Genomic DNA, 21,175 nt, shown 5'->3' with positions numbered 1-21,175 from the left:
GCGGTGATTCGTGTGCGTCATCGGTGAGTCGGTCACACCCGCGCCCGCCGCTTACGCACGACGCTGGACACCACGACGGCCACGAGGAGCGCACCGCCGTAGAAGAGCTGCTGCACATAGGTGTCGGCGCCGAGTTGCTGCAGTCCGGTGATGCCGGTCACCAGGAAATAGACGGCAACCAGCGTGCCCATCGCGTTGAACCGGCCAGGCTTGATCGTGGTCGATCCGAGGAACGCGGCGGCGAACGCCGGCAGCAGGAATGTCGCTCCCGACGTCGGGTCGGCACCGCCGGTCGTTCCGGTGAAGATGACGCCCGCGAGCCCGGCCATCCCGGCGCTCGCCACGAGCGCGTACACGCGCACGCGATTGACCTTCACCCCGCTGAGCCGCGCCACGCTTCTCCCTCGCCCGACGAACAGCAGCCGGCGGCCCGCCGGGGTGAACTCGAAGACGAACCACATCAGCCCGACGAGAACAAGTCCGTAGTAGAACTGCAGCGACACGCCGAAGAGCTGATCGACAATGACGAGGTTGCTGAGCACTTCGGAGGTTCCGGTGATCGTCGCGCCCCCGCTGACCCACAGCGCGACGCCGGCGAGCACGGTCGACGAGCCGAGCGTCACGATGAACGAGTCGACGTCGAAGAGGACGATCAGCAGCCCATTGAGCAGTCCGATCGTCAGCGCGAGGGCGAGCGCGACGACGATCGCCGCCCAGATCGACCAGCCATGGTTGACGTTGAGGAGGCCGATGACGATGCCCGTCATCGTCAGCACGGATGCGACGGAGAGATCGAAGTCGCCGGATGTCAGCGGGACGATCAGGCCAAGGGCCAGCACCAGCAGAACTGTCTGCGAGCTGAACATGTTGCCGAAGTTCGACCAACTCAGGAACGTGTCGCCGAGCGCCGCGCCGAAGGCCGCGATCATCACGATCCAGCAGCCGACGAGCGCGAAGCGCTGCGCGATGTCGCCCGTCAGCGAGCGGTGTCGCCGGGGATCGGTCGCCGGGTCATCCGCGCCGGTTGGAGGGACGCCGGTCGTCGCGGTCGCCGGCGCAGAGGTCTCAGACAAGGGTGGCTTCCTCCTTCACTCGTTGTCAAGCCCGCAGGCCGGCCTCGCTGATGTGGTGCTTGGTGAGGTCGTCGCCGACCAGCTCGCGCCGCGGTCGCCCGTTGCGGAACACGATGACCCGGTCGCAGAGCACCGCAAGCTGGTCGTGATCTGAGCTGGCGCAGACGATCGCCACGCCGCTGTCTGCCGCCGCACGAAGCATCCGCAGGATGTCCTGCCGCGCCCCCACGTCGACACCCTGGGTGGGCTCATCGAGGAGCATCATGCGCGGGTCGAGGTGCAGCCACTTCGCCAGGACGGCCCGCTGTTGGTTGCCCCCGCTGAGCGCGCCCATCAGCGCCTGCGGGTCGGCCGGCTTGACCCGGAAGCGTCGAAGCAGCTCCAGACACGCCTGCTTCATGTCGCGATTGCGCAGACGCCCACCGGAGACGAACTTCGACAGGACCGGAAGGCTGATGTTGTCCGCCAGCGTGAGGTCGGCGACGACCGCATCAGCGGGACGGTCCGCTGGCACCAGGACCATGCCGGCGTCGATGGCCGCGTCCGGTGAGAACGCCGACAGGTCATGCTCGACGCCATCGATGACCAGGTGGCCCGCGTCGGCCGGCAGCGCCCCGTACAGCAGATACGGCACCGCCTCGAAGCCGGACCCCGACAGCCCGGTGACGCCGAGGATCTCACCTTCGCCGATCGTGAGGTCGATGTCGACGACGCCAGGCCCCGACAGACCCCTGACCTCGACGGACAGCCCCCGCGCCACGCCGGAGCCGTTGCGCGGCTCCTTGGCGAACTGGGCTACCTCCCGACCGACGATCAGGCGGACGATCGCCTCGTCGTCGACGTCCTCGAGGCACGCGTTACCGCACACCTGGCCGTCGCGCAGTACCACCACGCGGTCACAGAGCTCGCGAATCTCCTCGAGATCATGCGAGACGAACAGCACGCCGACCCCGTCGGCGGAGAGCCGGCGCACCAGGTCGAAGAGCAGCGCTCGCTCGGGGCCCGAGAGGAACACGGTCGGCTCGTCGAGGACCAGTACGCCGTGGCCCCTGGTAACGCGGTCGCCCGGCGCGCCCTGATCGTCGACGGCCGCGGACGGGAAGTCCGCGACGGCCCGCACGATCGCGAGCATCGCGCGCTTGATCGGTGGTAGCTCCTCCACCAGCGCATCGGGGTCGACCTGGAGGCGGTACTGCTCAAACAACCCGCGCGCGCGGCGCCGCTCGCTGCGCCAGGCGATCGTCAGGCTGCGATCCGTCGAGATGCTGCCGATCAGCAGGTTCTCGAGGACGGTCAGCGACGAGATCAGCCCGAGGTCCTGGTGGACGAACCGCAGTCCATGGTCGCGGGCCTCCAGCCCCGCCGCGAGGACGATGGGCTCGCCGTCGACCCGGACCTCCCCGCCATCGGCCTGATGGAAGCCGGCGAGGATCTTGATGAGCGTCGACTTGCCCGAGCCGTTGGAGCCGAGCAGCCCGACGATCTCACCCGGGTAGACGTCGACGCTTGCTCGGTCGAGCGCCTTCATGACGCCGAAGACCTTGGTCACCTCCCGCACGGATAGCGCGGGGGTCGCCGGGGGACAGGAGATGCCCCCGGCGACCACTGACGAGGTCATGTCGTCAGGCCGTCCGTTCATCGGATCAGCCGACGCCCCAGAGCTTCTTGTAGCCGTCGATGAACTCCTGCGGATCGCCGTACCCATCGACGGCGGTGGGGGGAGTGCCCGCCTCGTCGACATTCTCCGGCGTGAAGATCCGCATGAAGACGGGCTCTTCGACGGGCTTCTCGCCGAGGGCCAAGCGCATCGCCTGGTCAAGCGACGTGTAGCCCATCACCGGAATCGGCTCGCCGACGTCGGCCTTCAGTGGATTGTTGTCCTGCTGCATCAGCTTCAGGACGGCGCTCGTGGCGTTGAAGGACGCGATGTTCGTCGTCCGGTTGTTCATCGTCTTCAGGGCGGTCTCGATGTACGGCACCGACAGGTCGAACGCCGGCACGATCCAGTCGATGTCCGGGTTGCGGCGCAGCGCCGACTGGATGGCGCTCGGCGTATCGGCGACCTTGGCGAACGTGGTGTTCGCGGTGGTGACCGTGCAGTCAGGACAGACCTTGGCCAACTCCTCCTCGTAGGCCTTCTTCATCGTCGCCTGCAGGGCGCCGAAGTCGTCGAGCGGGACGTACAGCGTCTTCGCCTTGCCCTTGGAGGCCACCGTCACGTAATCCGCCAGCAGGCGGGACGCGACCGAGAACGGACCCGGGACGCCAACCGTGAGGTTCGGGATCTTCTTGAGCGTCTCCGCGGCATCGTCGACGTCGACGTAGTGGGAGCTTATGACCGGGATCCCCGCCGCCTTGGCCTGGCGGATCTGCGGGACGAGGATGTTCGGATCAGGCCCCTGCAGAATGATCGCGGCGGCCTTGTTCTGGATGGCACGCGCCATCCCCTGCTGCCACTGCGCCGGCGTCCCCGTGGTGCTGTGCACCTCGACGTCGACTCCGGCCACCTTGCCGGCCTCGACGGTGGCATCCGCCTGCAGCTTGTTGAACTCCGTGTTGTAGGCCAGCGGGATGACGAAGAACTTCTTGCCCTTCAGCGAGGCGACGTCGATCGGGGGACCGGGATGCGTGAACTGCGGCGCCGCGCTGAACTCGGCGAGCTTGGCCTCGAGGGCGCTGAGGTCGGGCCCCGAGGCGGGCGCCGTCGTCGATGCACCCGGGTCCTGCGTTGCGGTCGACGCTGCGGCGCCGGTGTCTGCCGGAGCGGCGGCGCTCGAATCGGTGGCGCTCGAATCGGAGCTGCCGCATCCGCTGGCGACGACCGCCACGCCCATGAGCAAGGCGGCACCCAGTGTCACCATTAATCTGCGAAGCATTCCCGTCCGTTGCACGTCAGACCTCTCCTTCCGATGGTCAGCAGTCATCACTCAGGTTGGGGACGAGATGCGTCACCCAGCGCGTGCCCGCGCGCGGTACACCATCCGCGGCGTGGGTACGGACCTATATCGGGTCGGGCACCGCGGCGATCCGGCCCTCGGCCAGCCCTGCGCCGCCGCCGTACTCCCGGTTGTGACGTTCGACCGCCTCGTCCATCCCCGCCCGCATCTGGTCGAACGTCTCGCCTAGCGTTGCCTGCATGTCCGCCCACCGTGACTGCCGGCGCTTGAGCGCTCCTTGGAAGTGCGGGATCACATAATGGGCGATGAGCTCGTGGGACTTCAGCGTCGCCTCACGATTTGCCCAGCTGTGCGCAAGAAGGAGGTACGCGCCGAAGCCACCGGTCTCCCGCTGGAGCCGCTCGAGGTGGGCGATGGCGTCGTCCGGGGTGCCGATGACACCGAACCCGGTCCCGCGGATGACCTCTATGTCGGTCGCATCCTCGATCTCGTTGCCCAGTTCGTCCTTGAGCTTGAAGAAGTCGACTGGGACGCGAAAGAAGTACTTGATCCAGTCCTCGAGCCCGAATGCGACCTCGCGCTCCGCCTGCTCGCGCGTCTCCGCGATGTGCATCGGGCCGGTGAGGCGCCACTCCGATCGTGGCGCGATGGGAGCCCCGAACTCCTCCGCGCGTTGACGGAGGATCGCGAACTGCTCACGGATGATCGCGAAGTTCTGGACGTTGTTTCCGGTGAGAGACAGGAGCGGCAGCCCCCATTTGCCGGCGATGCGCGGAGCGTTGGGAGAGGCCACCGACGCGACGAACACCGGCGGGTGAGGGCGCTGGTAGGGCTCGAAGTTCAGCAGTCCCTCGTGAAGCTTGAACCAGTCTGTCTCCACTGTCAGTGGCTCGTCGGAGGTGAAGAGATGCATGATCACGTCCATGCTCTCCTCCATCCGGCGCCGGTTCTCCGTATACGGGATGCCGAGCATCTTCGCGTCGGACGGCAGTGATCCGGGACCGACGCCGAACAGCACGCGACCCCGAGTGAGGTGATCGAGCTGGGCGATCCGGTTGGCCACGACGAGCGGATGGTGGTACGCAAGTGACACGACTCCGGTGCCCAGTCGCATGTGCCGGGTCCGCGCCGCGGCCGCCATGATCATCAGATCAGGCGCGGTGATGATCTCGTACCCGGAAGTGTGATGCTCGCCGAACCACGCCTCGTCGAACCCGAGGTCGTCCATCCACTCGACGAGCTCGAGGTCACGAGACAGATCTCGCGTCACGCTCGTGTGCGGAGGGTGTAGCGGCGGCATGAACGTTCCGAATTTCATGCGCGAGCTCAACCCCTCCATGGTCTCCAGTGATGGAACGCCGACGGCGGTTGCTGCAGTCATCTATACGAACCTTCTCAAGCTCGATCTGGGCGATGGCGGCAGCCTCCTGCGCCCGCAGCACCTGCCGCAAGGGTGACGAACGAAACTGCGTGCGAGCGCAAAGAATCCCTACACGCCGTCCGCTTCGACGTCCATCTTGGGCAGCGGACGACGACTATTGTGCGCGGCGCGGCGCGGCGAACGGGAGGCGCAAGGAGCATGCAGCCGCTTACGCGGCCGCCCTGTCGTGGGCCAGGCGCCGGTTGATCGCGAACCCGCCCAGCGCCTGCTCGAGCGCCCGCGCGGCCGCGAGCGCCAGGTCCTCCCGGTACGGCGCGGCGGCGATCTGCACCCCGACCGGCAGGTCGTCCTCGACCCCGGCCGGCACCACGGCGGCCGGCAGACCGGCGACGGCGTTGACGTGGCAGTACTCGAACGCCTCGTAGCGGAGGTAGTCCTCGGACGGCAGCCCCGCGGGCGGCTCGCCGTGCCGGGGGGCCGGCCCGGCCACCACCGGGCTGAGGACCACGTCGTACGCGGCCAGCGCGCGGCGGACCTCGGCGCGGTAGGCGAACACCTGGCGCTGGGTCTCGAAGAACGCGTCCGCGCTCGGCTCGGGCCCGCGACCGTCGCCGAGGAGCGCGGCGAACTGGGGATGGTGGCGCCCGCCGGCGGCGGCGACCGCGCGACGCAGGTGCGCGCCGCCGTCGGCACCGGAAGCGGCGAAGAACAGCTCGGTCGACGAACGGCCGGCGATGTCGCCGACGCCCGCGTCGGGCGGCGCGATCTCCTCGACCCGCGCACCCGCGGCCTCGAGCGCGGCCGCCGCGGCGCGAACCGCCGCGCGCGTGCCGGGCGTCGTGGACGGCACGCGCGGGTGGTCGTCGTAGAACGCGACGCGCCAGGAGGCCGGCTCGTGGCCGCGCCAGTCGCCGAGCGGCTGGTCGACGGCGTACGGATCGACCCCGTCGGCACCGGCCATCACGGCGAGCAGCAGCGGCAGATCCTCGACGTGCCGCGCCATCGGCCCGACGCACGTGAGGTCCATCATCCCCGTCGCACGCGTCGGCGGCCAGATGCCGGTCTCCGGCGTGCGGCCCACCGTGGGCCGGATGCCCACGGTCCCGCAGAAGTGCGACGGCGCGCGGATCGAGCCGCCGCCGTCCGTGCCGACCCCCGCGATCGACGCGTCCGCGCCGAGCAGCGCCGCCTCGCCGCCCGACGACCCGCCCGAGGTCCGCTCCGGGTCGAGCGGGTGGCGCGTGCAGCCGGCGATCAGGTTGTCGGTCTCGAACGAGCACGAGCACTCGGGCACGTTCGTGCGCGCCACCACGATCGCTCCCGCGCCGCGCAGCCGCGCGACGACCGTGGCGTCCGCGTCCGCGCGGTGATCGGCGCGAGCGAGCGAGCCGGCCGCGGTGCGCCAGCCCGCGACGTCGAGCACGTCCTTGACCGTCAGCGGCAGCCCGAGCAACGGCCGCTCCTCGCCGCGGCGGCGCCGCGCGTCGGCGGCATCCGCGGCCGCGAGCACCGCGTCGTCGCGACGCTCCACGACCGCGTTGAGCGCCGCGGCGGCGTCGAGCCGGGCCAGCGTGCGCTCGGCGAGCTCGCGCGCGCTGAGCTCGCCCGCGCGCAGCCGCGCGAGCCAGGTCACCGCCGACGGCTCGCCGGCCGGCGTCCCGTTCACGCGCGCGGTGGCGCGTCGGCGATCGCCACCTGCTCGGAGCGGTCCACGGTGAGGCGGAACACGTCGAAGCGGTTGTAGTGGCCGACGATGTCGTGGTACAGGCGGCCGTTGACGGTCACGTCGGGGTCGCAGTCGGCGTAGACGATGCCGCGCTCGTCGCGCAGCGAGGCGATCCAGTCGCCGTCCGGCCCGATGACGCCCGAGATGCAGTTCCACGCGTCCGCGACGAACGGCACGCCGAGCTCCTCGCACAGCTCCGGCGACCCGTACTCCTGGCTGACGATGTTGTAGAGCCGCCCCTCGTACGCGTGCGCGGCGGCCGGGAGGTACACCTCGTTCGTGTTCGTGTGGCGCCCGCCGAGCGGCGCGCACGACGGGAAGTTCGCGACGTGGATGCGCTCGCCCGCGGCCAGCAGCGCGTAGCGCGCCAGCGTGTTGACGTTCTCCCCGCAGTTCAGGGTGCCCAGCGCGCCGTGCGGCGTGTCGAACACCGACAGCGTCGAGCCGTCGCCGCCCGCCCACACCGCGCGCTCGGCCCACGTCGGCACGAGCTTGCGGTGCTTGCCGAGCAGCGACCCGTCCGGGCCGAGCACGACGTTCGTGTTGTAGAGCGTGCCGATCCGGCCCGGGTCGCGCTCGGTGATGCCGACGACCGCGGTGACCCCCGCCTCGGCCGCCGCCTCGCCCAGCGCGGTGATCGTCGGGCCCGGGATCTCGACCGCCTCGTCGTGCAGGCGGCGGTGGAACGCGGCGCCCTCCATCAGCGGCGCGGTGAACAGCCAGTACGGAAAGCCGGGGATGAAGCTCTCGGGCAGCGCGACGATGTCGGCGCCGCCGCGGCCGGCTTCGGCGATCAGCTCGCACGCCTTGGCCGTGCTCCCCACGCGGTCCAGCCAGACGCTGCCGTCCTGGACCGCCGCGGCGCGGAACGTCCCGGCGGCCCTGCCGTCAGTCGCCATGGCCGCTCACCCCGCTCGCCTCGTAGGCGCCCTCGGCCGACGGCAGCGCGAGCCGGCCCGGCGCAGGACCGACCTGGCCGTCCGCGGCGGCGGCGAGCCCCGGCGCGGGCACCGGCGGCGACAGCGCCGACACGGCGTCCCCGACCGGCCCGGGGCCGAAGAGGTCGTCGCGCGCGTCGTCGGAGAACGCGTTCCACACCAGGCGCGCGTCGTCGATGAGCGACAGATCGCAGTCGGCCAGCGCGATGCCCTCCTCCCAGTCCGGCACCGAGGCGATCGTGCGGCCCAGCGGATCGATGATGTAGCTGCCGCCGCTGTGCGACCACCACGACCCGTGCTCGCCGCCGTCGGGCTCACGCGCCGTCACCTGGCTGGAGATGGCGACGAAGGTGCCGGTGTCCAGCGCGTGGGTGATGCCCATCTCGCGGTGCTGCTCGAGGTGCACGCCCTCCGCCGCCATCGGCCGCGGCGTCGGCCCGGTCCACAGGGCGCAATGGATCTCCTCGCCGAGGCGCCCGAGCGCCCGGCGAAACAACGGCTGCAGGTTCTCGAAGCAGAGACACACCCCGAGGTTGGCCTCGGGCGTCTGGAAGGTGCGGATGTCCTCGCGGCCGCCGCGGTTGAAGTACAGGCGCTCGTGCATGACCGAGACGAGCTTGCGGTGCTTGCCGAGGTACCGGCCGTCGGGGCCGATGACCACACCGGTGTTCCACAGCGTCGAGCGGATCGACGGGTGGCGCTCCGCCAGTCCCACCACCAGCGTCACGCCGTGCGAGCGCGCGACGTGGCCGAGCGCGTCGGTGTACGGGCCGGGCACGACCTGGGCGTGCTCGACGTAGGCACGGTGGTAGCGCTGGACGTCCGTCCAGGACGCCTCGCCCTCGTCGGTGTGCGGGAACGGGTCACCGATGTAGCGCGGGTAGCCGGGCACGAGCAGCTCGGGGAAGACGACGATCTCGGCGCCCTGGGCAGCCGCCTGGGCGGTGAACTGCTCGATGCGCGCGAGCCCGGCGGCGGGATCCATGTACGAGGGCTCGATCTGGACGACCGCGATGCGTGGCATGCGTGCTCCTGGGTTCGGGGTCAGGCCGGGGCCGGCCGGCCGGCGATGAAGTCCTCGACGACGGCGACGAACGCCGCCGGCTCCTCGATCGGCGCGCAGTGCGCACTGTGCTCGAGCACCGCGAGCGAACCGTCGGGCGCCGCCGCGGCGATCTCCTCGCCGAGGCTGACCGGGTAGTAGGGATCGAAGCGGGAGTAGACGGCCCGGACCGGGACGCCCAAGCCGCGAACGGCGGGGCGCATGTCGAGCCTGGCCTGCTCGCGCACGACGCGCAGCGCCACGTCGAGCGGCGTCTGCAGCGCGATGGCGTAGATCCAGTCGAGCACCAGCGGGTCCGTCGCCGGCAGCAGCGAGTCGGCGAGGAACGCCCGCTCGCTGCCCGGCCAGCCGTCGGCCAGGCCGGTCAGGTAGCCGTCGAGCTGCTCCTGGGTCATCGTGTGCGGGAAGTCGTCGGTGCGCGTCAGCTTGAGCGGACCGTTGAGCAGCACGAGCCGCGCGACGCCCGCCCCGCCGCGCTCCATGTGGCGCAGCGACACCGTGCAGCCCATCGACCAGCCGACGAGCGTGACGTCGCGGAGGCCCAGCCCGGCGATCACGTCGGCGAGGTCGCCGGAGAGCTCGTCGAAGTCGTACGCGCCGCGGGGCTTGTCGGACTCCCCCATGCCCCGCAGGTCGAACGCCACCACGCGGTGGCGCTCCTCGAGCCGGGCGATCGTGTGGTCCCACAGCCGGTGCGAGCCCTTCCAACCGTGGACGAGCACGATCGTGTCCGCGCCCTCGCCGCGGTCCGAGAGGCGCAGGCGCACGCCGGACGGGGTGGTGAAGAAGCTCAGGCCGCCGCCCTCGCCCGTCGAGGACGCCAGGCCTCGAGCGCGCCGTCGCGCAGGCGCAGCGCCACCTCGCTGCCCGGCCGCGCGCCGATGACACGGGCGACGACGACCGGCCCGGCGTTCGTGCGCACCGTGCCGAGCGTGACCGCCTCGCCATCCGGCCCGCCGGCGGCGGTGGTGGCCGACTCGAGCGTGCCGCCGGCCGCGGGCTCGGCGTCGAACGCCAGGCCCCCGCAGCGCGCGCACATGGCGGGCGCCGGCCAGGCCGTGCGCCCGCAGCTCGCGCAGCGCAGGACGGCGAACGGCGTCGATCGACTCATTGGCTGCACATCACCGGGCTGATGTGCAGATACTTTCAAGACGCCCCGGAGGCGTCAACCGGCATCGCACCCAGCAGCCGAGCCGCCCCGTCCGCGAAGCGGCGCACGATCTCGGCCGCGGGCGGCACGTCGTCGATGTCGCCGACGCCCTCCCCGGCGAACAGCGCCATCGCGGCGACGTCGCCGTCGGCGTCCGCGACCGGGGCGAAGCCGGCGAACCGGGGCACGTCGATGCGCTCGGCGCCGGCGGACATCGTCGCGACCACCGGCGCCGGGTTGGCCTCGGCGGCGGCGATCGCGCTGCGCAGGACGCGATGTGGCGCGCCCGGCCACAGTTCGCGGAACGCCGCGGTGTAGACCGTGTCGCCGTGACCCGCGGCTACGAGCGCCGCCTTGTAGCCCGCGTGGAAGTCGGCCTCGGCGCAGGCCACGAACCGGGTCCCCATCCGCACGCCGGCGGCGCCGGCCGCGAGCGCCGCGGCCATCGCGCGCGGCGACGCGATCCCGCCCGCCGCCATGACCGGCACCTCGACCCGGTCGAGCACGGCCGCGAGCATGGGCAGCAGGCCCGCCGTCGCCCGGACGTGTCCGCCGGCCTCGATGCCCTGCACCGCAACGACATCGACGCCGCATCCGGCGGCGGCCAGCGCCTCGTCGACCGAGCCGACCTGCCAGCCCGCCCGCGCGCCGCCGCGGTGGATCGCCTCGATCAGCGCCGCGTCCGGGTCGCCGTAGAAGAACTCGACGAGGTCCGCGCCGGCCGCGGCGACCTCGAGCACCGCGCCGTGGGCGGCCCGGTCGAAGAACGGCTCGACGAAGTTCACCGCAACCGCGCCGTCGTCGGTGCGCCGGCGGATCTCCCCGAGCGCCGCCTCGAGCTCGGCCGGGCTCGCGAGGGCGGCGCCCACCGTCCCGATCGCGCCCGCGCCGGCCACCGCGGCGACGAGGTCCACGTTCAGCGACGAGCCGAACCCGGCCTGCTGGATGGGCACCCGGCAGCCGAGCAGCCGGCGCAGCGCGCTCAACCGATCCGCTCCAGCACCGCCGCGTTGTGGCACGCCCCGTGGCGGTAGAGCACCATCCCGTAGCCCGCGACGAGCGCCAGCGAAGCCGGCGTCTGGCGCTCGCCCGCCCGGCCTCGCAACTGGTGCACCGCCTCCACCAGACCGTGCATGCCGCCCGCCGCACCGGCCTGCCCCGCGGAGAGCTGACCCCCCGAGGTGTTCAGCGGCCAGCGGCGCTCGAGCAGGTCGCGGTGCAGCCAGCCGGCCAGGTCGCCGCCCGGCACCAGGCCGAGCTCCGCGGCCTGGACCAGCGCCATCACCGGATAGTCGTCGTACAGGAACGCGGCGTCGACGTCGCCGGGGCCCGCGCCCGCGACCGGCCACAGCCGCGCGGCGACCTCCGCGAAGCCGGGATGCACGCCGTCGCCCTGCTGGTCGTCGGGGTTGTGCAGCGCCGCCACCGCGCGGACGCGCACGTGCGGCGCCGCGCCCCGCCGGCGCCGCGCCGGCGCCGCGCTGACCACGACCGCGTCCGCTCCCGTCACCACCGGCACGCAGTCGTAGCGCGTGAGCGGCTCGGCGACGTACGGCGCGGCCAGGTAGTCCTCGAGCGTCAGGGGCTCGCGGTAGACGGCCCCCGGGTTGCGGCCCGCCCACCACCGCTGCGCGATCGGGATGCACGCGAGGTCCTCCCGCGTCAGGCCGTGCTCGTCCGCATAGCGCTGCGTGAGCATCGCGAACAGCGCGTTCGGCCCGGCGTACCCGAGCGGCACGAGCTCGTCGGCGGTCGCCCGGTTGTACTGCTCGACGAGCGTCCGGAACGCGGCCCGGTCGAGGTGGTCGCCGGAGACGAGGACGATCGTCTCGGCGTCGCCGGCCTCGATCGCCCGGACGGCGTGGCCGAGCATGTTCAGCGCCCCGGCGCCGCCGTTGGCGTCGTCCATGAGCCAGCGGACGTGCAGCCCGAGCCGCCAGGCGAGGTCGATCGCGTGGTCGGGCGCGAGCGAGAACGACGACACGCCGAGCCCGTCCACCGCGGCATGCTCGATACCGGCGTCCGCCAGGGCGCCGGCGACGGCCTCCGCGAGGTAGGACCGCGTGTCGCGGCCCTCGGCCGGGTGGCGCGTGTACGGCGTCTCGTGAGCGCCGACGATCGCGGCGGGGGCGCCGCCTCCCCCGGAGCCCATCCGCTGATCCGGCGCGATCACCCCGCTACCGTACTTGGTTTGCATAGCAGCGCGGTGATCCGTAGACTGACGTGGCGCATGCGCGATTCGCTCGACGATCTCGCCGCCGCCGTCGCTCCGGACGTCGTCGGCTGGCGCCGTCACCTGCACGCCCATCCGGAGCTCTCGTTCGAGGAGACCGAGACCTCGCGGTTCGTCGCCGAACGCCTCGCCGAGCTCGGCATCGAGGTCTCGCGCCCTTCCGGCACGAGCGTCGTCGGCCGTCTCGCCGGCGGGCGCGCGGGCCCCACGCTCGCCATCCGCGCCGACATGGACGCGCTGCCGATCGAGGAGGCCACGGGCCTGCCGTTCGCCTCGACGAACCCGGGCGTGATGCACGCGTGCGGCCACGACGGGCACACCTCCATCCTGCTCGGCGCGGCCACCGTCCTCGCCCGCCTGCAGGACCAGCTTCCGGGCGAGATCCGCTTCCTCTTCGAGCCGGGCGAGGAGACGCTGCCCGGCGGTGCGCAGGGGATGGTGGACGCCGGCGTCATGGACGGGGTCGACCAGGTCATCGGCCTGCATCTCTGGTCGCCCCTCCCCGTCGGCACGATCGTCGCCCGGCCCGGCCGCGCGATGGCGGCCTGCGACGTCTTCCGCATCGAGGTGCGCGGCGTCGGCGGCCACATCGGCATGCCGCAGTTGGCCGTCGACCCGATCGCGATCGGCGCCCAGGTCGTCGAGGCGCTCCAGCACCTCGTGGCCCGCGAGGTCGATCCGCGGGAGCCGGCGATCGTCGGCGTCACGGGGTTCCACGCCGGCAACTCGGTCGGCGTCATCCCGCCGACCGCCGAGATCACCGGCGGCACGAACATGTTCTCGCCCGCGGTCCAGGACCTGCTCGAGCGCCGGATCGCCGAGGTCGCCGAGGGCGTCTGCCGGGCGCACCGCGCGACGTGCGAGGTCGAGTACACGCGCGGCTATCGCGCCGTCATCAACGACGAGGGCGTGACGGCGAGCGTCGCCCGCGCCGCCCGCCAGGCGTTCGGCGACGCCGCCGTGAGCGAGGGCGAGATCATCATGGGCGGCGAGGACGTCTCGGCGTTCCTGGAGCGGGCGCCGGGGTGCTTCGTGCTGGTGGGGGCCGGCAACGCCGAGCGCGGCATCGTCCACGACCACCACAACCCCCGGTTCGACATCGACGAGGACTCGCTGGGCATCGGCGTGCGGCTCTTCGCCCACGCGGCGCTCGAGCTGCTCACCGAAGGGGCGCGCGAGGACGCGCGAGCTCCCGCGTGAGCACGCTGGTCGTCGCCCGCCCCCGGCCGCAGCGCCGGGCGGGCCCGCAATCCGCCTCATGTCCCACCGATCTCGTGCAGCCCGGAACTGGTCGGACCTCTGGTGTCGTGATACATTCCACGCGTCTCATGTCGCGCACGGAGCACCTACCGCGTCGGCTTGCAGCCGCCCCCGTCCGCCTGACCCAGCGCATGACCGACACCCTCCTGCCTGCTCCCATCGAGCATTCAGATCTCAACCGCAAGGTCTACGACCACCTGCGCGCCGCGCTGCTGTCCGGCGAGCTGCGGGCCGGGGAGAAGCTGAACCTGACGACGCTCTCGAGCCAGCTGGGCGTCTCGCGCAGCCCGGTGCACCAGGCGCTGACGCGCCTCGCGGCCGAGGGACTCGTCGACGTGCGCTCGCGCCGCGGGTACACCGTCACGCCGCTGACGACGAAGGCGCTCGACGAGGAGTACGAGATCCGCCTGGCGCTCGAGCTGATGGCCGCCGAGCGGGCGATCGGCACGCTCTCACCCGAGCAGCTCGCCGAGCTCTGGGTGGCCCTCGACGCCACGCTCGAGACGATGGCCGAGGACCACGCGTGGGACCTGCGCCGCTACATCCAGGCCAACCAGAGCTTCCACCGGCTGATGCTGGACTACGCCGGCAACGACGCGCTGTCCTCCGTCTACGCCAACCTGCGCGTCAGCCTGCTGATGGAGCGCGTGCTGTCGGGCTGGAACGTCGAGGGGCTGACCGACGAGCTGTGCGAGCAGCACATCGCGCTGTACCGCGCATACGAGGCGGGCGACCTCCCCGCCGCGCAGAAGGTGATTCGCGCCCATGTGGAGCTCGGCCGCAAGACGGCCGTCGAGCTGATCGAAGCCGCGGGCGGCGCACGATGACGACAGAGGAGCCACGGGCATGCTGCTGACCGTCAAGAAGATCGGCCCGGTCCTCGACCTGTTCTCGGTCGACCGCCCGGAGTGGGGCGTCACGGAGGTCGCCGAGCGGCTCGGCATCGCGAAGTCGAGCGCCCATGCGCTGCTCGTCAGCCTCGCCGGCGTCGGCCTGCTGAGCTGTACGAACCAGAGCCGCTACCGGCTCGGCTGGCGCTTCCTCGACCTCGGCGAGACGCTGAAGGCGAGCCTGAACCTGCGCGGAACCGCCCTGCCGCTGATGCGCGCCCTCGTCGCCCAGCACCGCGAGACCGTCCAGCTCGCCGTCCTCGACCGCGGCCGGGTCCTGTTCGTCGAGCGCCTCGAAGGCACGCACCCGGTGCGCTTCGCCGGCGCCCCGATCGGCGCGCGCTGGCCGGCCCACGCGAGCGCGACCGGCAAGGTCCTGCTCGCCGTGCGCCCGCGCGGCGAGGTCGCGCGCATCGCGTCGGTCGAGGGCCTGCGCGCGATGACGCCGAACACCGTCACGGACCTCGACCGCCTGCACGGCGAGCTCGAGCAGGTCCGGCGCGTCGGCTACGCGTACGACGTCGAGGAGAGCGTGCCGGGCGTCAGCGGTGTCGCGGCGCCGGTGCGCCTCGAGCGCGGAATGACCGTTGCGGCGCTCTCGATCGCCGTGCCGACGTCGCGCTTCCGCACGCACGAGAGGGCGCTGCGCCAGGCCGTCGTCGAGGCCGCCGAGACGATGTCGCGCGAGCTGCGCCGCGCCAACGCCGAGGAGCGCGACGCGGCGGCCGCCGTGACGGCGGAGGACCCGCCGCACCCGGTCCTGGCGTCCGACGCGGCGCTGCGCCGCGTCGTCGCCGCCGCGTAGGGCCTGACCGCTCAGCCCGCGCCGTCCCGCAGCCGCGCGGTCTCGGCCTCGTCGATCGTCCACGTCTGCGCGTCGATCGCCACGCCGTAGACCTCGCGTGCGTTCTCGAGCGAGACGTAGCCGTGGCGCGCGTCCTGGAGCACGCGCTCCGCGGCCCGCGCGTGCGGGTCGCCGTAGCCGCCCCCGCCGCCGGCGACCTGGCGGTAGACCGTCCCGGCGGGAATGTCGGTGACGAGGTCCTTCAGCCGCGGACGCTCGACGCGGCCGTCGGGGTAGCGCAGCTCGATCTCGTTCGGGCTGCCCGACCGGCCGCCGAGGATGCCGAACGCCGCGGTCTCGGGCGTGCCGCCGTCGCCGAACACGCTGGCGATCGTCCCCGACGTGAGGAACTCGAACTCCGTCTCGACGCCGAGGCCGCCGCGCCACTGGCCGGCGCCCGCCGAGTCCGGCGCGTACTCGAACTTGCGCAGCCGGTGCGGGTTGACGACCTCGTACATCTCCGGGTCCTGCGCGGCGATCGCGCCGCCCGACGTGATGAGGCCGATGTGGTCGTAGCCGTCGGCGCCGTACGTCCCGCCGCCGCCGCCCTTGCAGGCGTTGATGAGGATGTCGACGTACGGGCCGTCGATGCGGTCGTCCCACCCGGAGACGAGCGTCGCGAGCAGGTGGTTCCACGATGCGGTGACGGTCTGCGGCATCGCCGGCGCCAGCGCGAGCATGATCACCGCGGCGATCTGGTCGGACAGGTGGTTGCCGAACCCCGTCGGCGCGGGGTACTTCGGATGGACGATCGAGCCCTCGCGCGCGACGACCTTGACCACGCGCATGATCCCGTCGTTGTGGGGCAGATCCTGGTCGGCGATCATGAAGAAGGCGATCATCACCGACGACAGCGTCACCGCCAGCGGCGCGTTGACGTAGCCGGTCGCCTGGTCGTCGGACTTCGAGAAGTCGAACGTGATCTCGTCGCCCTCGACCCTCACCGCGACGCGGATCGTCCACTCGCCGTCGTGGTCGATGCCGTCGTCGTGGACGTACCACTCGGCCTCGTAGGTGCCGTCGGCGATCCGCTCGACGACCGCGCGGGCGCTGGCCTCCGACGCGTCGAGCAGCCGGGCGCAGGCGGTGTCGAACGCGCCGCGGCCGTAGCGGGCAAGCAGCGCCTTGAGCTCGCGCTCGCCGACCGTGCAGGCCCCCATCATCGCCGTGATGTCGTCGGCGACGATCGGCAGCCGGACGTTGCCGAACACGAAGTCCCACACGTCCTGCCGGCGCCGGCCGCCGTCGTAGAGCTTCAGCGGCGTGATGCGCAGGCCCTCCTGCCACATGTCGGTCGCGTCCGGGTTGTAGGAGCCCGGCACCGCGCCGCCGACGTCGGCCTGGTGCGCGGCGATCACGACCCAGGCGACGTGCTCGCCCTCGTGGAAGACGGGCTTGGTGACCTTCCAGTCCGACAGCTGGTTGCCGCCGGTGTACGGGTCGTTGTGCAGGACGACATCGCCCTCCGCCACGTCGTCGCCGAAGTACTCGGCGATGTAGCGCATCGCCGGCGTGGTCGCGTAGCCGAGGACCGGGATGTACTCGGTCTGCTCGAGCAGCGTGCCGTCGGCGGCGTAGATGCCCAGCGAGAAGTCGCGGCCCTCGACGAGCAGCGGCGAGCGCGCGCTGCGCTCGACCACGACGCCCATGCGCTGACCGATCGTCTTCAGCCGGCTGGCCATGATCGAGGTGAGGATCGCGTCGTCGCCCTGGACGGACGCGGCCGCCGGGGTGGTCGCGGCGTCGCCCTGGACGGACGCGGCCGCCGGGGTGGTCGCGGCGTCGGTCATCGGGACTGCTCCTTGTTGCTCAGGATGAGGCTGCCGAGGCGGTCGACGGTCAGCGTGAAGCGCTCGGGCACGAGCACGGTTGTGGTGGCGCGTTCGACGATCGCCGGCCCGGCGACGTGCTGGCCCGGCGCGAGCCGGTGGCCGTCGTGGACCTCGACGTCCTCGAGGCGGCGCTCGGTCGGCAGCCAGGCGCGGCGGTGGCCCTTCAGCGTGTCGCCGCTCTCCGCCGCCAGCTGCTGCAGCTCCGGCGCCTCGCGGCGGCCCAGCACGGTGGCGTGCAGGCCGATGACCTCCATCGGCCTGCCCGGGGCGCTGAAGCCGTACAGCTGCTCGTGGCGCGCGGTGAACGCCGCCTCGATGCGGTCCATGCCCTCCGCGCCGCCATCGAGATCGGCGAGCGGGAACTCGACGGCGACCTCGTGGTGCTGGCCGATGTAGCGCATGTCGGCGGTCACCCGCTCGCGCCGGCGGGCCGGCTCGACGCCCTCGCGGTCCAGCGCGGCGGCGCCCTGCGCGAGCATCCCGTCGAGCAGCTCGCGGGCGGCCGCCGGGTCGAACGCGCTCCACAGGACGCGGTGGGCCTGGACGTAGTCGTGGCGCAGGTCGGCGAGGACCATCCCCAGCGCGCAGAGCACCGACGAGGTCGGCGGGATGATCACCGTCGAGAGGTCGAGCTCGGCCGCGATCATGCCGGCGTGCAGCGCGCCCGCGCCGCCGGCGGCGACCAGCGGGAACTCCGCCGCGTCGACGCCGCGCGCGAGCGTCATGTCCTTCGTGCCCGCGGCCATGACGAGGTTGATGACGTCGTACATCGCCGCGGCCGCCTCGACGACCCCGAGTCCGAGCGGGCCGGCGATGCGCCGCTCGATCGCCTGCTCGGCGAGATCCACGCGCAGCGGCATCCGTCCGCCGAGGAAGTAGTCCGGGTCGATGTAGCCGAGCACGATGTCGGCGTCCGTGCAGGTCGGCTCGGTGCCGCCGCGGTCGTAGGCCGCGGGGCCCGGGTCGGCGCCCGCGCTCTGCGGGCCCATGTGCAGGAGGCCGCCCTCGTCGAGCCAGCCGATCGAGCCGCCGCCGGCGCCGATCGTGTGCACGTCGATCATCGGCAGCGACACCGACTGGCGGTTGACCTCGCCGTCGTGCGTGACCTGCACCTCGCCGTCGCGCACGAGCGAGACGTCGTAGCTGGTGCCGCCCATGTCGACGATCAGGCAGTCCTCGGACCCGGCGCCGCGGGCGTGGGCCAGGCCGGCGACCGGGCCACCCGCCGGCCCCGACAGGACCGTGCTCGCCGGCAGGTGGGTGACGATCTCGGGGATCGCGACCCCGCCGTTGGACTGCATGACGAGCAGCACGCCGCCGAAGCGCTCGTCGTTCAGGCGCGCGACGAGGCGCTCGACGTAGCGGCGCAGGACCGGGCCGACGTACGCGTTCATCGCCGTCGTCGACACCCGCTCGTAGAGGCGGACCTGCGGCAGCACCTCCGACGAGACCGAGAGGAACACGTCGGGCGCCAGCTCGCGGACGATCTCGGCGACCTCGCGCTCGTGCGCGTCGTCGGCGTAGGCGTGCATGAAGCAGACGGCGATCGCCTCCGCGCCGAGGCCGAGCAGCTCGCTCACCGCGGCCCTCGCGGCGTCGCGGTCGAGCTCGACGAGCGCGGTTCCGGAGGCGTCGACGCGCTCGCGCACGGGCAGGCGCAGGTGGCGCGGCACCAGCGGCGGCGGCGCCGTGTACTTGTTGTCGTAGAGGTGCGTGCGGCTGCGCACGCCGCGGCGCATCTCGAGCACGTCGCGGAAGCCCTCTGTGGTCAGCAGGCCGGTGCGGGCGCCGCGCTCGGTGAGCACCGCGTTCGTCGTGACCGTGGTGCCGTGGACGATCATGGCCGTCCGGTCGAGGAACGTGGCGAGGTCGAGGCCCTCGAGCTCCGCGAGCTCGCCGAGCCCGGTGATAACGCCGTCCGACGGGTCGCTCGGCGTGCTCGGCGACTTGTGGACGCGCAGCTCCGTGCTGCCGCTCGAGGTCAGGACGAAGTCCGTGAACGTGCCGCCCACGTCGATGCCGATCGTGTAGCTCATCGCAGGATCTCCTGGGGGACGGCCGACAGCCGGTCGAAGCCGTCGTCGGTGATCAGGTACGTGTCGACCACGCTGGCGCCGAAGCGCTCGTCGGCGGTCGAGAAGTTCGGGTGCACGGCGATGACCATGCCCGGCGCCAGCGGCGTGTCGTCGGCGGCCGTGATGACCGGGCTGTCGTGGTCGACGCCGATGCCGTGGCCGTGCCACAGCCCCGAATGCAGGTCCTCCTCGGCGGCGACGCCGTCGATGGACCGCGCCACCTCGCCGGCCGTCGAGCCGGGGCGCAGGTGCGCCTCGGCGCGCCGCGCCGCCTCCAGGCACGCCTCGGCGACGCGCAGCTGCTCGGGCTCCGGGGTGCCGAGCGCGACCATGCCGCCGACCTCGACCCAGTAGCCCGTCGGGCCCACGATCTCCACGTAGATCGTGGCCAGGTCGCCGTTGCGGAACGGCCGGTCGGTCGTCCACGACAAGAAGTACGGCTGGGCGCTGGCGAAGATGAGCGCGTCGCGGGTGCCGCGGGAGAAGACCGCCTGGTAGATCGCGGCGCCGACCTCGGCCTCGGTGGCGCCGGGACGCAGCGCTTGGCGGGCGGCGATGAAGCCCGCGTCGGCGATCGCGACCGTCCGCCGGATCTCGGCGACGTCCTCGTCCTCCTTGAGGAGCTTCAGCCGGGACATGAGCGAGCCGGCGTCGACGAGCTCGGCGTCGGGCAGCGCCCGACGCAGCGCGTCGAACTCGCCGACCGGCAGCAGGCCGCGCAGGCCCGTGATGCCGATCCGGCCCCGGTCGGCGCGCTCCTCGGCGAGCACGGCGGCCGCCGCGCTCGCCAGGTCGTCACGCCCCGAGACCACGTCGCCCTCGCCCGCGAGGCGCACCTCCGGCGCATCCGGCAGCCGGGCCGCGTACCAGCGATCGGCCGGCGTCGGGGCGACGAGCACCGGCCCGCGGCCGCTGCGCGTCAGCACGGCGTACGACATGCGGGCCACGGGCGCATAGCCGGTGAGGAAGGCGGCGTCGCCGTACTCGGTGATGTGTCCGCGGCCGAAGACGACGAGCGCGTCGAGGTTGTCGGCCAGCATGAGCTCCCGGGCGCGGGACGCCCGGCGCTGCAGCAGCGTGGCCGGCGTCGCGACCGGCACCGCCTGCTGCGTCTGGGCCAGGCCGCGCAGGGGGCTGGCCGGGATGCGGTTCAGGTTCATGGGGTCTCCTCGGTGGCCACGGCGAAGAATCGGTCGGCGATCCGGCGCCCGAAGCGGTTGAGCGCGGCTCGCTCGTCGGGGGTCGGGCGCACGTGCGCGGGGATGAAGGCGGCGAAGGGGTCGGGGAGCTCGTGGTGGAACTGCAGCCCGTAGGCGCGCGTGCCGATGCGGAAGGCCTGCTCGGGGCAGCCGTCCCCGGTCGCGAGGCGCTCCGCGCCCGGCGGAAGCGTGAACGCTTCGCCATGGAACTGGAAGATGCGCAGCCCGGGGCCCTCGGGCCCGAGGACCGGGTCTGCGAGGCCCGCCTCGGTCAGGCGCACGTCGTCCATGCCGCGCTCCTCGCGCGGCGCGGGGCCGACGTCCGCGCCGAGCCCGCCGGCCAGCAGCTGGGCGCCGAGGCAGATGCCGAGCACCGGCAGGCCGGCGTGCGCCGCGTCGGCCAGCAGGCGCATCTCGTCGGCGAGGTGCCCGACGGTCTGCGCCTCGGCGACGCTGAACGGGCCGCCCTGCACGATCACGCCGCCGACGTCGTCCACCCCGGGCACCGGCTCACCGAGATCGGTCTTGACCTCGCGCAGCTCGATCCCGCGCTCGGCCGCGACATCGGCGAACACGCCGGCGCCCTCGAACTCGGCGTGACGGACGCACACCCA

The 21,175-nt window shown here is 72.5% G+C and carries 19 protein-coding genes; 4 read left to right on the top strand and 15 right to left on the bottom strand.

The genetic code is table 11. The features are described from left to right. Positions 1–32: 32 nt before the first annotated feature. The 4 genes from DSM104329_RS01170 to DSM104329_RS01155 all read right to left on the bottom strand — a co-directional run bounded on the left by DSM104329_RS01170 (position 33) and on the right by DSM104329_RS01155 (position 5,270). Positions 33–1,073 (bottom strand): ABC transporter permease, encoded by a 1,041-nt coding sequence (locus DSM104329_RS01170; protein ID WP_259313560.1) that lies wholly within the window; start codon positions 1,071–1,073, stop codon positions 33–35. Positions 1,074–1,098: 25 nt separating this feature from the next. Continuing rightward, on the bottom strand, positions 1,099–2,778 hold the full coding sequence (locus tag DSM104329_RS01165; RefSeq protein ID WP_259313559.1) for a sugar ABC transporter ATP-binding protein: 1,680 nt from the start codon (positions 2,776–2,778) through the stop codon (positions 1,099–1,101). Beyond that, positions 2,717–3,964 (bottom strand): sugar ABC transporter substrate-binding protein, encoded by a 1,248-nt coding sequence (locus tag DSM104329_RS01160; RefSeq protein WP_259313558.1) that lies wholly within the window; start codon positions 3,962–3,964, stop codon positions 2,717–2,719. Before DSM104329_RS01160 ends, DSM104329_RS01165 begins: the two co-directional genes overlap by 62 nt. A 109-nt stretch (positions 3,965–4,073) precedes the next feature. After that, positions 4,074–5,270 carry an LLM class flavin-dependent oxidoreductase gene (locus DSM104329_RS01155; protein WP_259316272.1) on the bottom strand — a complete coding sequence of 399 codons (1,197 nt, stop codon included), beginning with the start codon at positions 5,268–5,270 and terminating at the stop codon, positions 4,074–4,076. Between DSM104329_RS01155 and DSM104329_RS01150 the strand changes: the two genes are divergently transcribed. Further along, positions 5,269–5,427, top strand: coding sequence for a hypothetical protein (locus tag DSM104329_RS01150; protein ID WP_259316275.1), 159 nt, complete (start codon positions 5,269–5,271; stop codon positions 5,425–5,427). The genes DSM104329_RS01155 and DSM104329_RS01150 overlap by 2 nt on opposite strands. Before the next feature lie 132 nt (positions 5,428–5,559). Here DSM104329_RS01150 and DSM104329_RS01145 read toward each other — a convergent pair whose 3' ends face one another. The 7 genes from DSM104329_RS01145 to DSM104329_RS01115 are packed head-to-tail and all read right to left on the bottom strand — an operon-like array spanning position 5,560 to position 12,380. Continuing rightward, positions 5,560–7,017 carry an amidase gene (locus DSM104329_RS01145; RefSeq protein WP_259313557.1) on the bottom strand — a complete coding sequence of 486 codons (1,458 nt, stop codon included), beginning with the start codon at positions 7,015–7,017 and terminating at the stop codon, positions 5,560–5,562. Further along, complete coding sequence (locus DSM104329_RS01140; RefSeq protein ID WP_259313556.1) at positions 7,014–7,976, bottom strand: carbon-nitrogen hydrolase family protein; 963 nt, start codon at positions 7,974–7,976, stop codon at positions 7,014–7,016. Before DSM104329_RS01140 ends, DSM104329_RS01145 begins: the two co-directional genes overlap by 4 nt. Beyond that, a complete protein-coding gene (locus DSM104329_RS01135; RefSeq protein ID WP_259313555.1) occupies positions 7,966–9,039 on the bottom strand; it encodes a nitrilase-related carbon-nitrogen hydrolase in 1,074 nt (357 codons plus the stop codon). The genes DSM104329_RS01140 and DSM104329_RS01135 overlap by 11 nt, the downstream gene beginning before the upstream one ends. A 20-nt stretch (positions 9,040–9,059) precedes the next feature. Then, entirely contained in the window at positions 9,060–9,845 is a 786-nt protein-coding gene (locus DSM104329_RS01130; RefSeq protein ID WP_259313554.1) for an alpha/beta fold hydrolase, read from the bottom strand. A 23-nt stretch (positions 9,846–9,868) separates the two neighbouring features. After that, positions 9,869–10,189 carry a Zn-ribbon domain-containing OB-fold protein gene (locus DSM104329_RS01125; RefSeq protein ID WP_259313553.1) on the bottom strand — a complete coding sequence of 107 codons (321 nt, stop codon included), beginning with the start codon at positions 10,187–10,189 and terminating at the stop codon, positions 9,869–9,871. A 35-nt stretch (positions 10,190–10,224) separates the two neighbouring features. Beyond that, on the bottom strand, positions 10,225–11,214 hold the full coding sequence (locus DSM104329_RS01120) for an NAD(P)H-dependent flavin oxidoreductase (RefSeq protein WP_259313552.1): 990 nt from the start codon (positions 11,212–11,214) through the stop codon (positions 10,225–10,227). Continuing rightward, on the bottom strand, positions 11,211–12,380 hold the full coding sequence (locus DSM104329_RS01115; RefSeq protein ID WP_407655958.1) for a thiolase family protein: 1,170 nt from the start codon (positions 12,378–12,380) through the stop codon (positions 11,211–11,213). The genes DSM104329_RS01120 and DSM104329_RS01115 overlap by 4 nt, the downstream gene beginning before the upstream one ends. Positions 12,381–12,458: 78 nt before the next feature. Between DSM104329_RS01115 and DSM104329_RS01110 the strand changes: the two genes are divergently transcribed. The 3 genes from DSM104329_RS01110 to DSM104329_RS01100 all read left to right on the top strand — a co-directional run bounded on the left by DSM104329_RS01110 (position 12,459) and on the right by DSM104329_RS01100 (position 15,416). Then, positions 12,459–13,661: an amidohydrolase gene (locus DSM104329_RS01110; RefSeq protein WP_259313550.1), complete on the top strand. Its 1,203-nt coding sequence runs from the start codon at positions 12,459–12,461 to the stop codon at positions 13,659–13,661. Between the two features lie 191 nt (positions 13,662–13,852). Beyond that, a complete protein-coding gene (locus DSM104329_RS01105) occupies positions 13,853–14,548 on the top strand; it encodes a GntR family transcriptional regulator (RefSeq protein ID WP_259313549.1) in 696 nt (231 codons plus the stop codon). 19 nt (positions 14,549–14,567) lie between these two features. Next, a complete protein-coding gene (locus DSM104329_RS01100) occupies positions 14,568–15,416 on the top strand; it encodes an IclR family transcriptional regulator (protein ID WP_259313548.1) in 849 nt (282 codons plus the stop codon). An 11-nt stretch (positions 15,417–15,427) separates the two neighbouring features. Here DSM104329_RS01100 and DSM104329_RS01095 read toward each other — a convergent pair whose 3' ends face one another. Genes DSM104329_RS01095 through DSM104329_RS01080 form a run of 4 tightly spaced genes read right to left on the bottom strand, consistent with a single transcriptional unit; the run spans position 15,428 to position 21,172 of the window. Beyond that, on the bottom strand, positions 15,428–17,245 hold the full coding sequence (locus DSM104329_RS01095; protein ID WP_259313547.1) for a hydantoinase B/oxoprolinase family protein: 1,818 nt from the start codon (positions 17,243–17,245) through the stop codon (positions 15,428–15,430). Next, complete coding sequence (locus DSM104329_RS01090; RefSeq protein WP_259313546.1) at positions 17,242–19,323, bottom strand: hydantoinase/oxoprolinase family protein; 2,082 nt, start codon at positions 19,321–19,323, stop codon at positions 17,242–17,244. The genes DSM104329_RS01095 and DSM104329_RS01090 overlap by 4 nt, the downstream gene beginning before the upstream one ends. Continuing rightward, a complete protein-coding gene (locus DSM104329_RS01085) occupies positions 19,320–20,522 on the bottom strand; it encodes a M24 family metallopeptidase (protein ID WP_259313545.1) in 1,203 nt (400 codons plus the stop codon). Before DSM104329_RS01085 ends, DSM104329_RS01090 begins: the two co-directional genes overlap by 4 nt. Further along, positions 20,519–21,172 (bottom strand): type 1 glutamine amidotransferase, encoded by a 654-nt coding sequence (locus DSM104329_RS01080; protein WP_259313544.1) that lies wholly within the window; start codon positions 21,170–21,172, stop codon positions 20,519–20,521. Before DSM104329_RS01080 ends, DSM104329_RS01085 begins: the two co-directional genes overlap by 4 nt. Positions 21,173–21,175 lie beyond the last annotated feature (3 nt).

The sequence above is a fragment of the Capillimicrobium parvum genome, assembly GCF_021172045.1.
Classification (GTDB): Bacteria; Actinomycetota; Thermoleophilia; order Solirubrobacterales; family Solirubrobacteraceae; genus Capillimicrobium; species Capillimicrobium parvum.
Note: the sequence above shows the minus strand (reverse complement) of the source record. Positions and strands in the feature narration are given on the sequence as shown.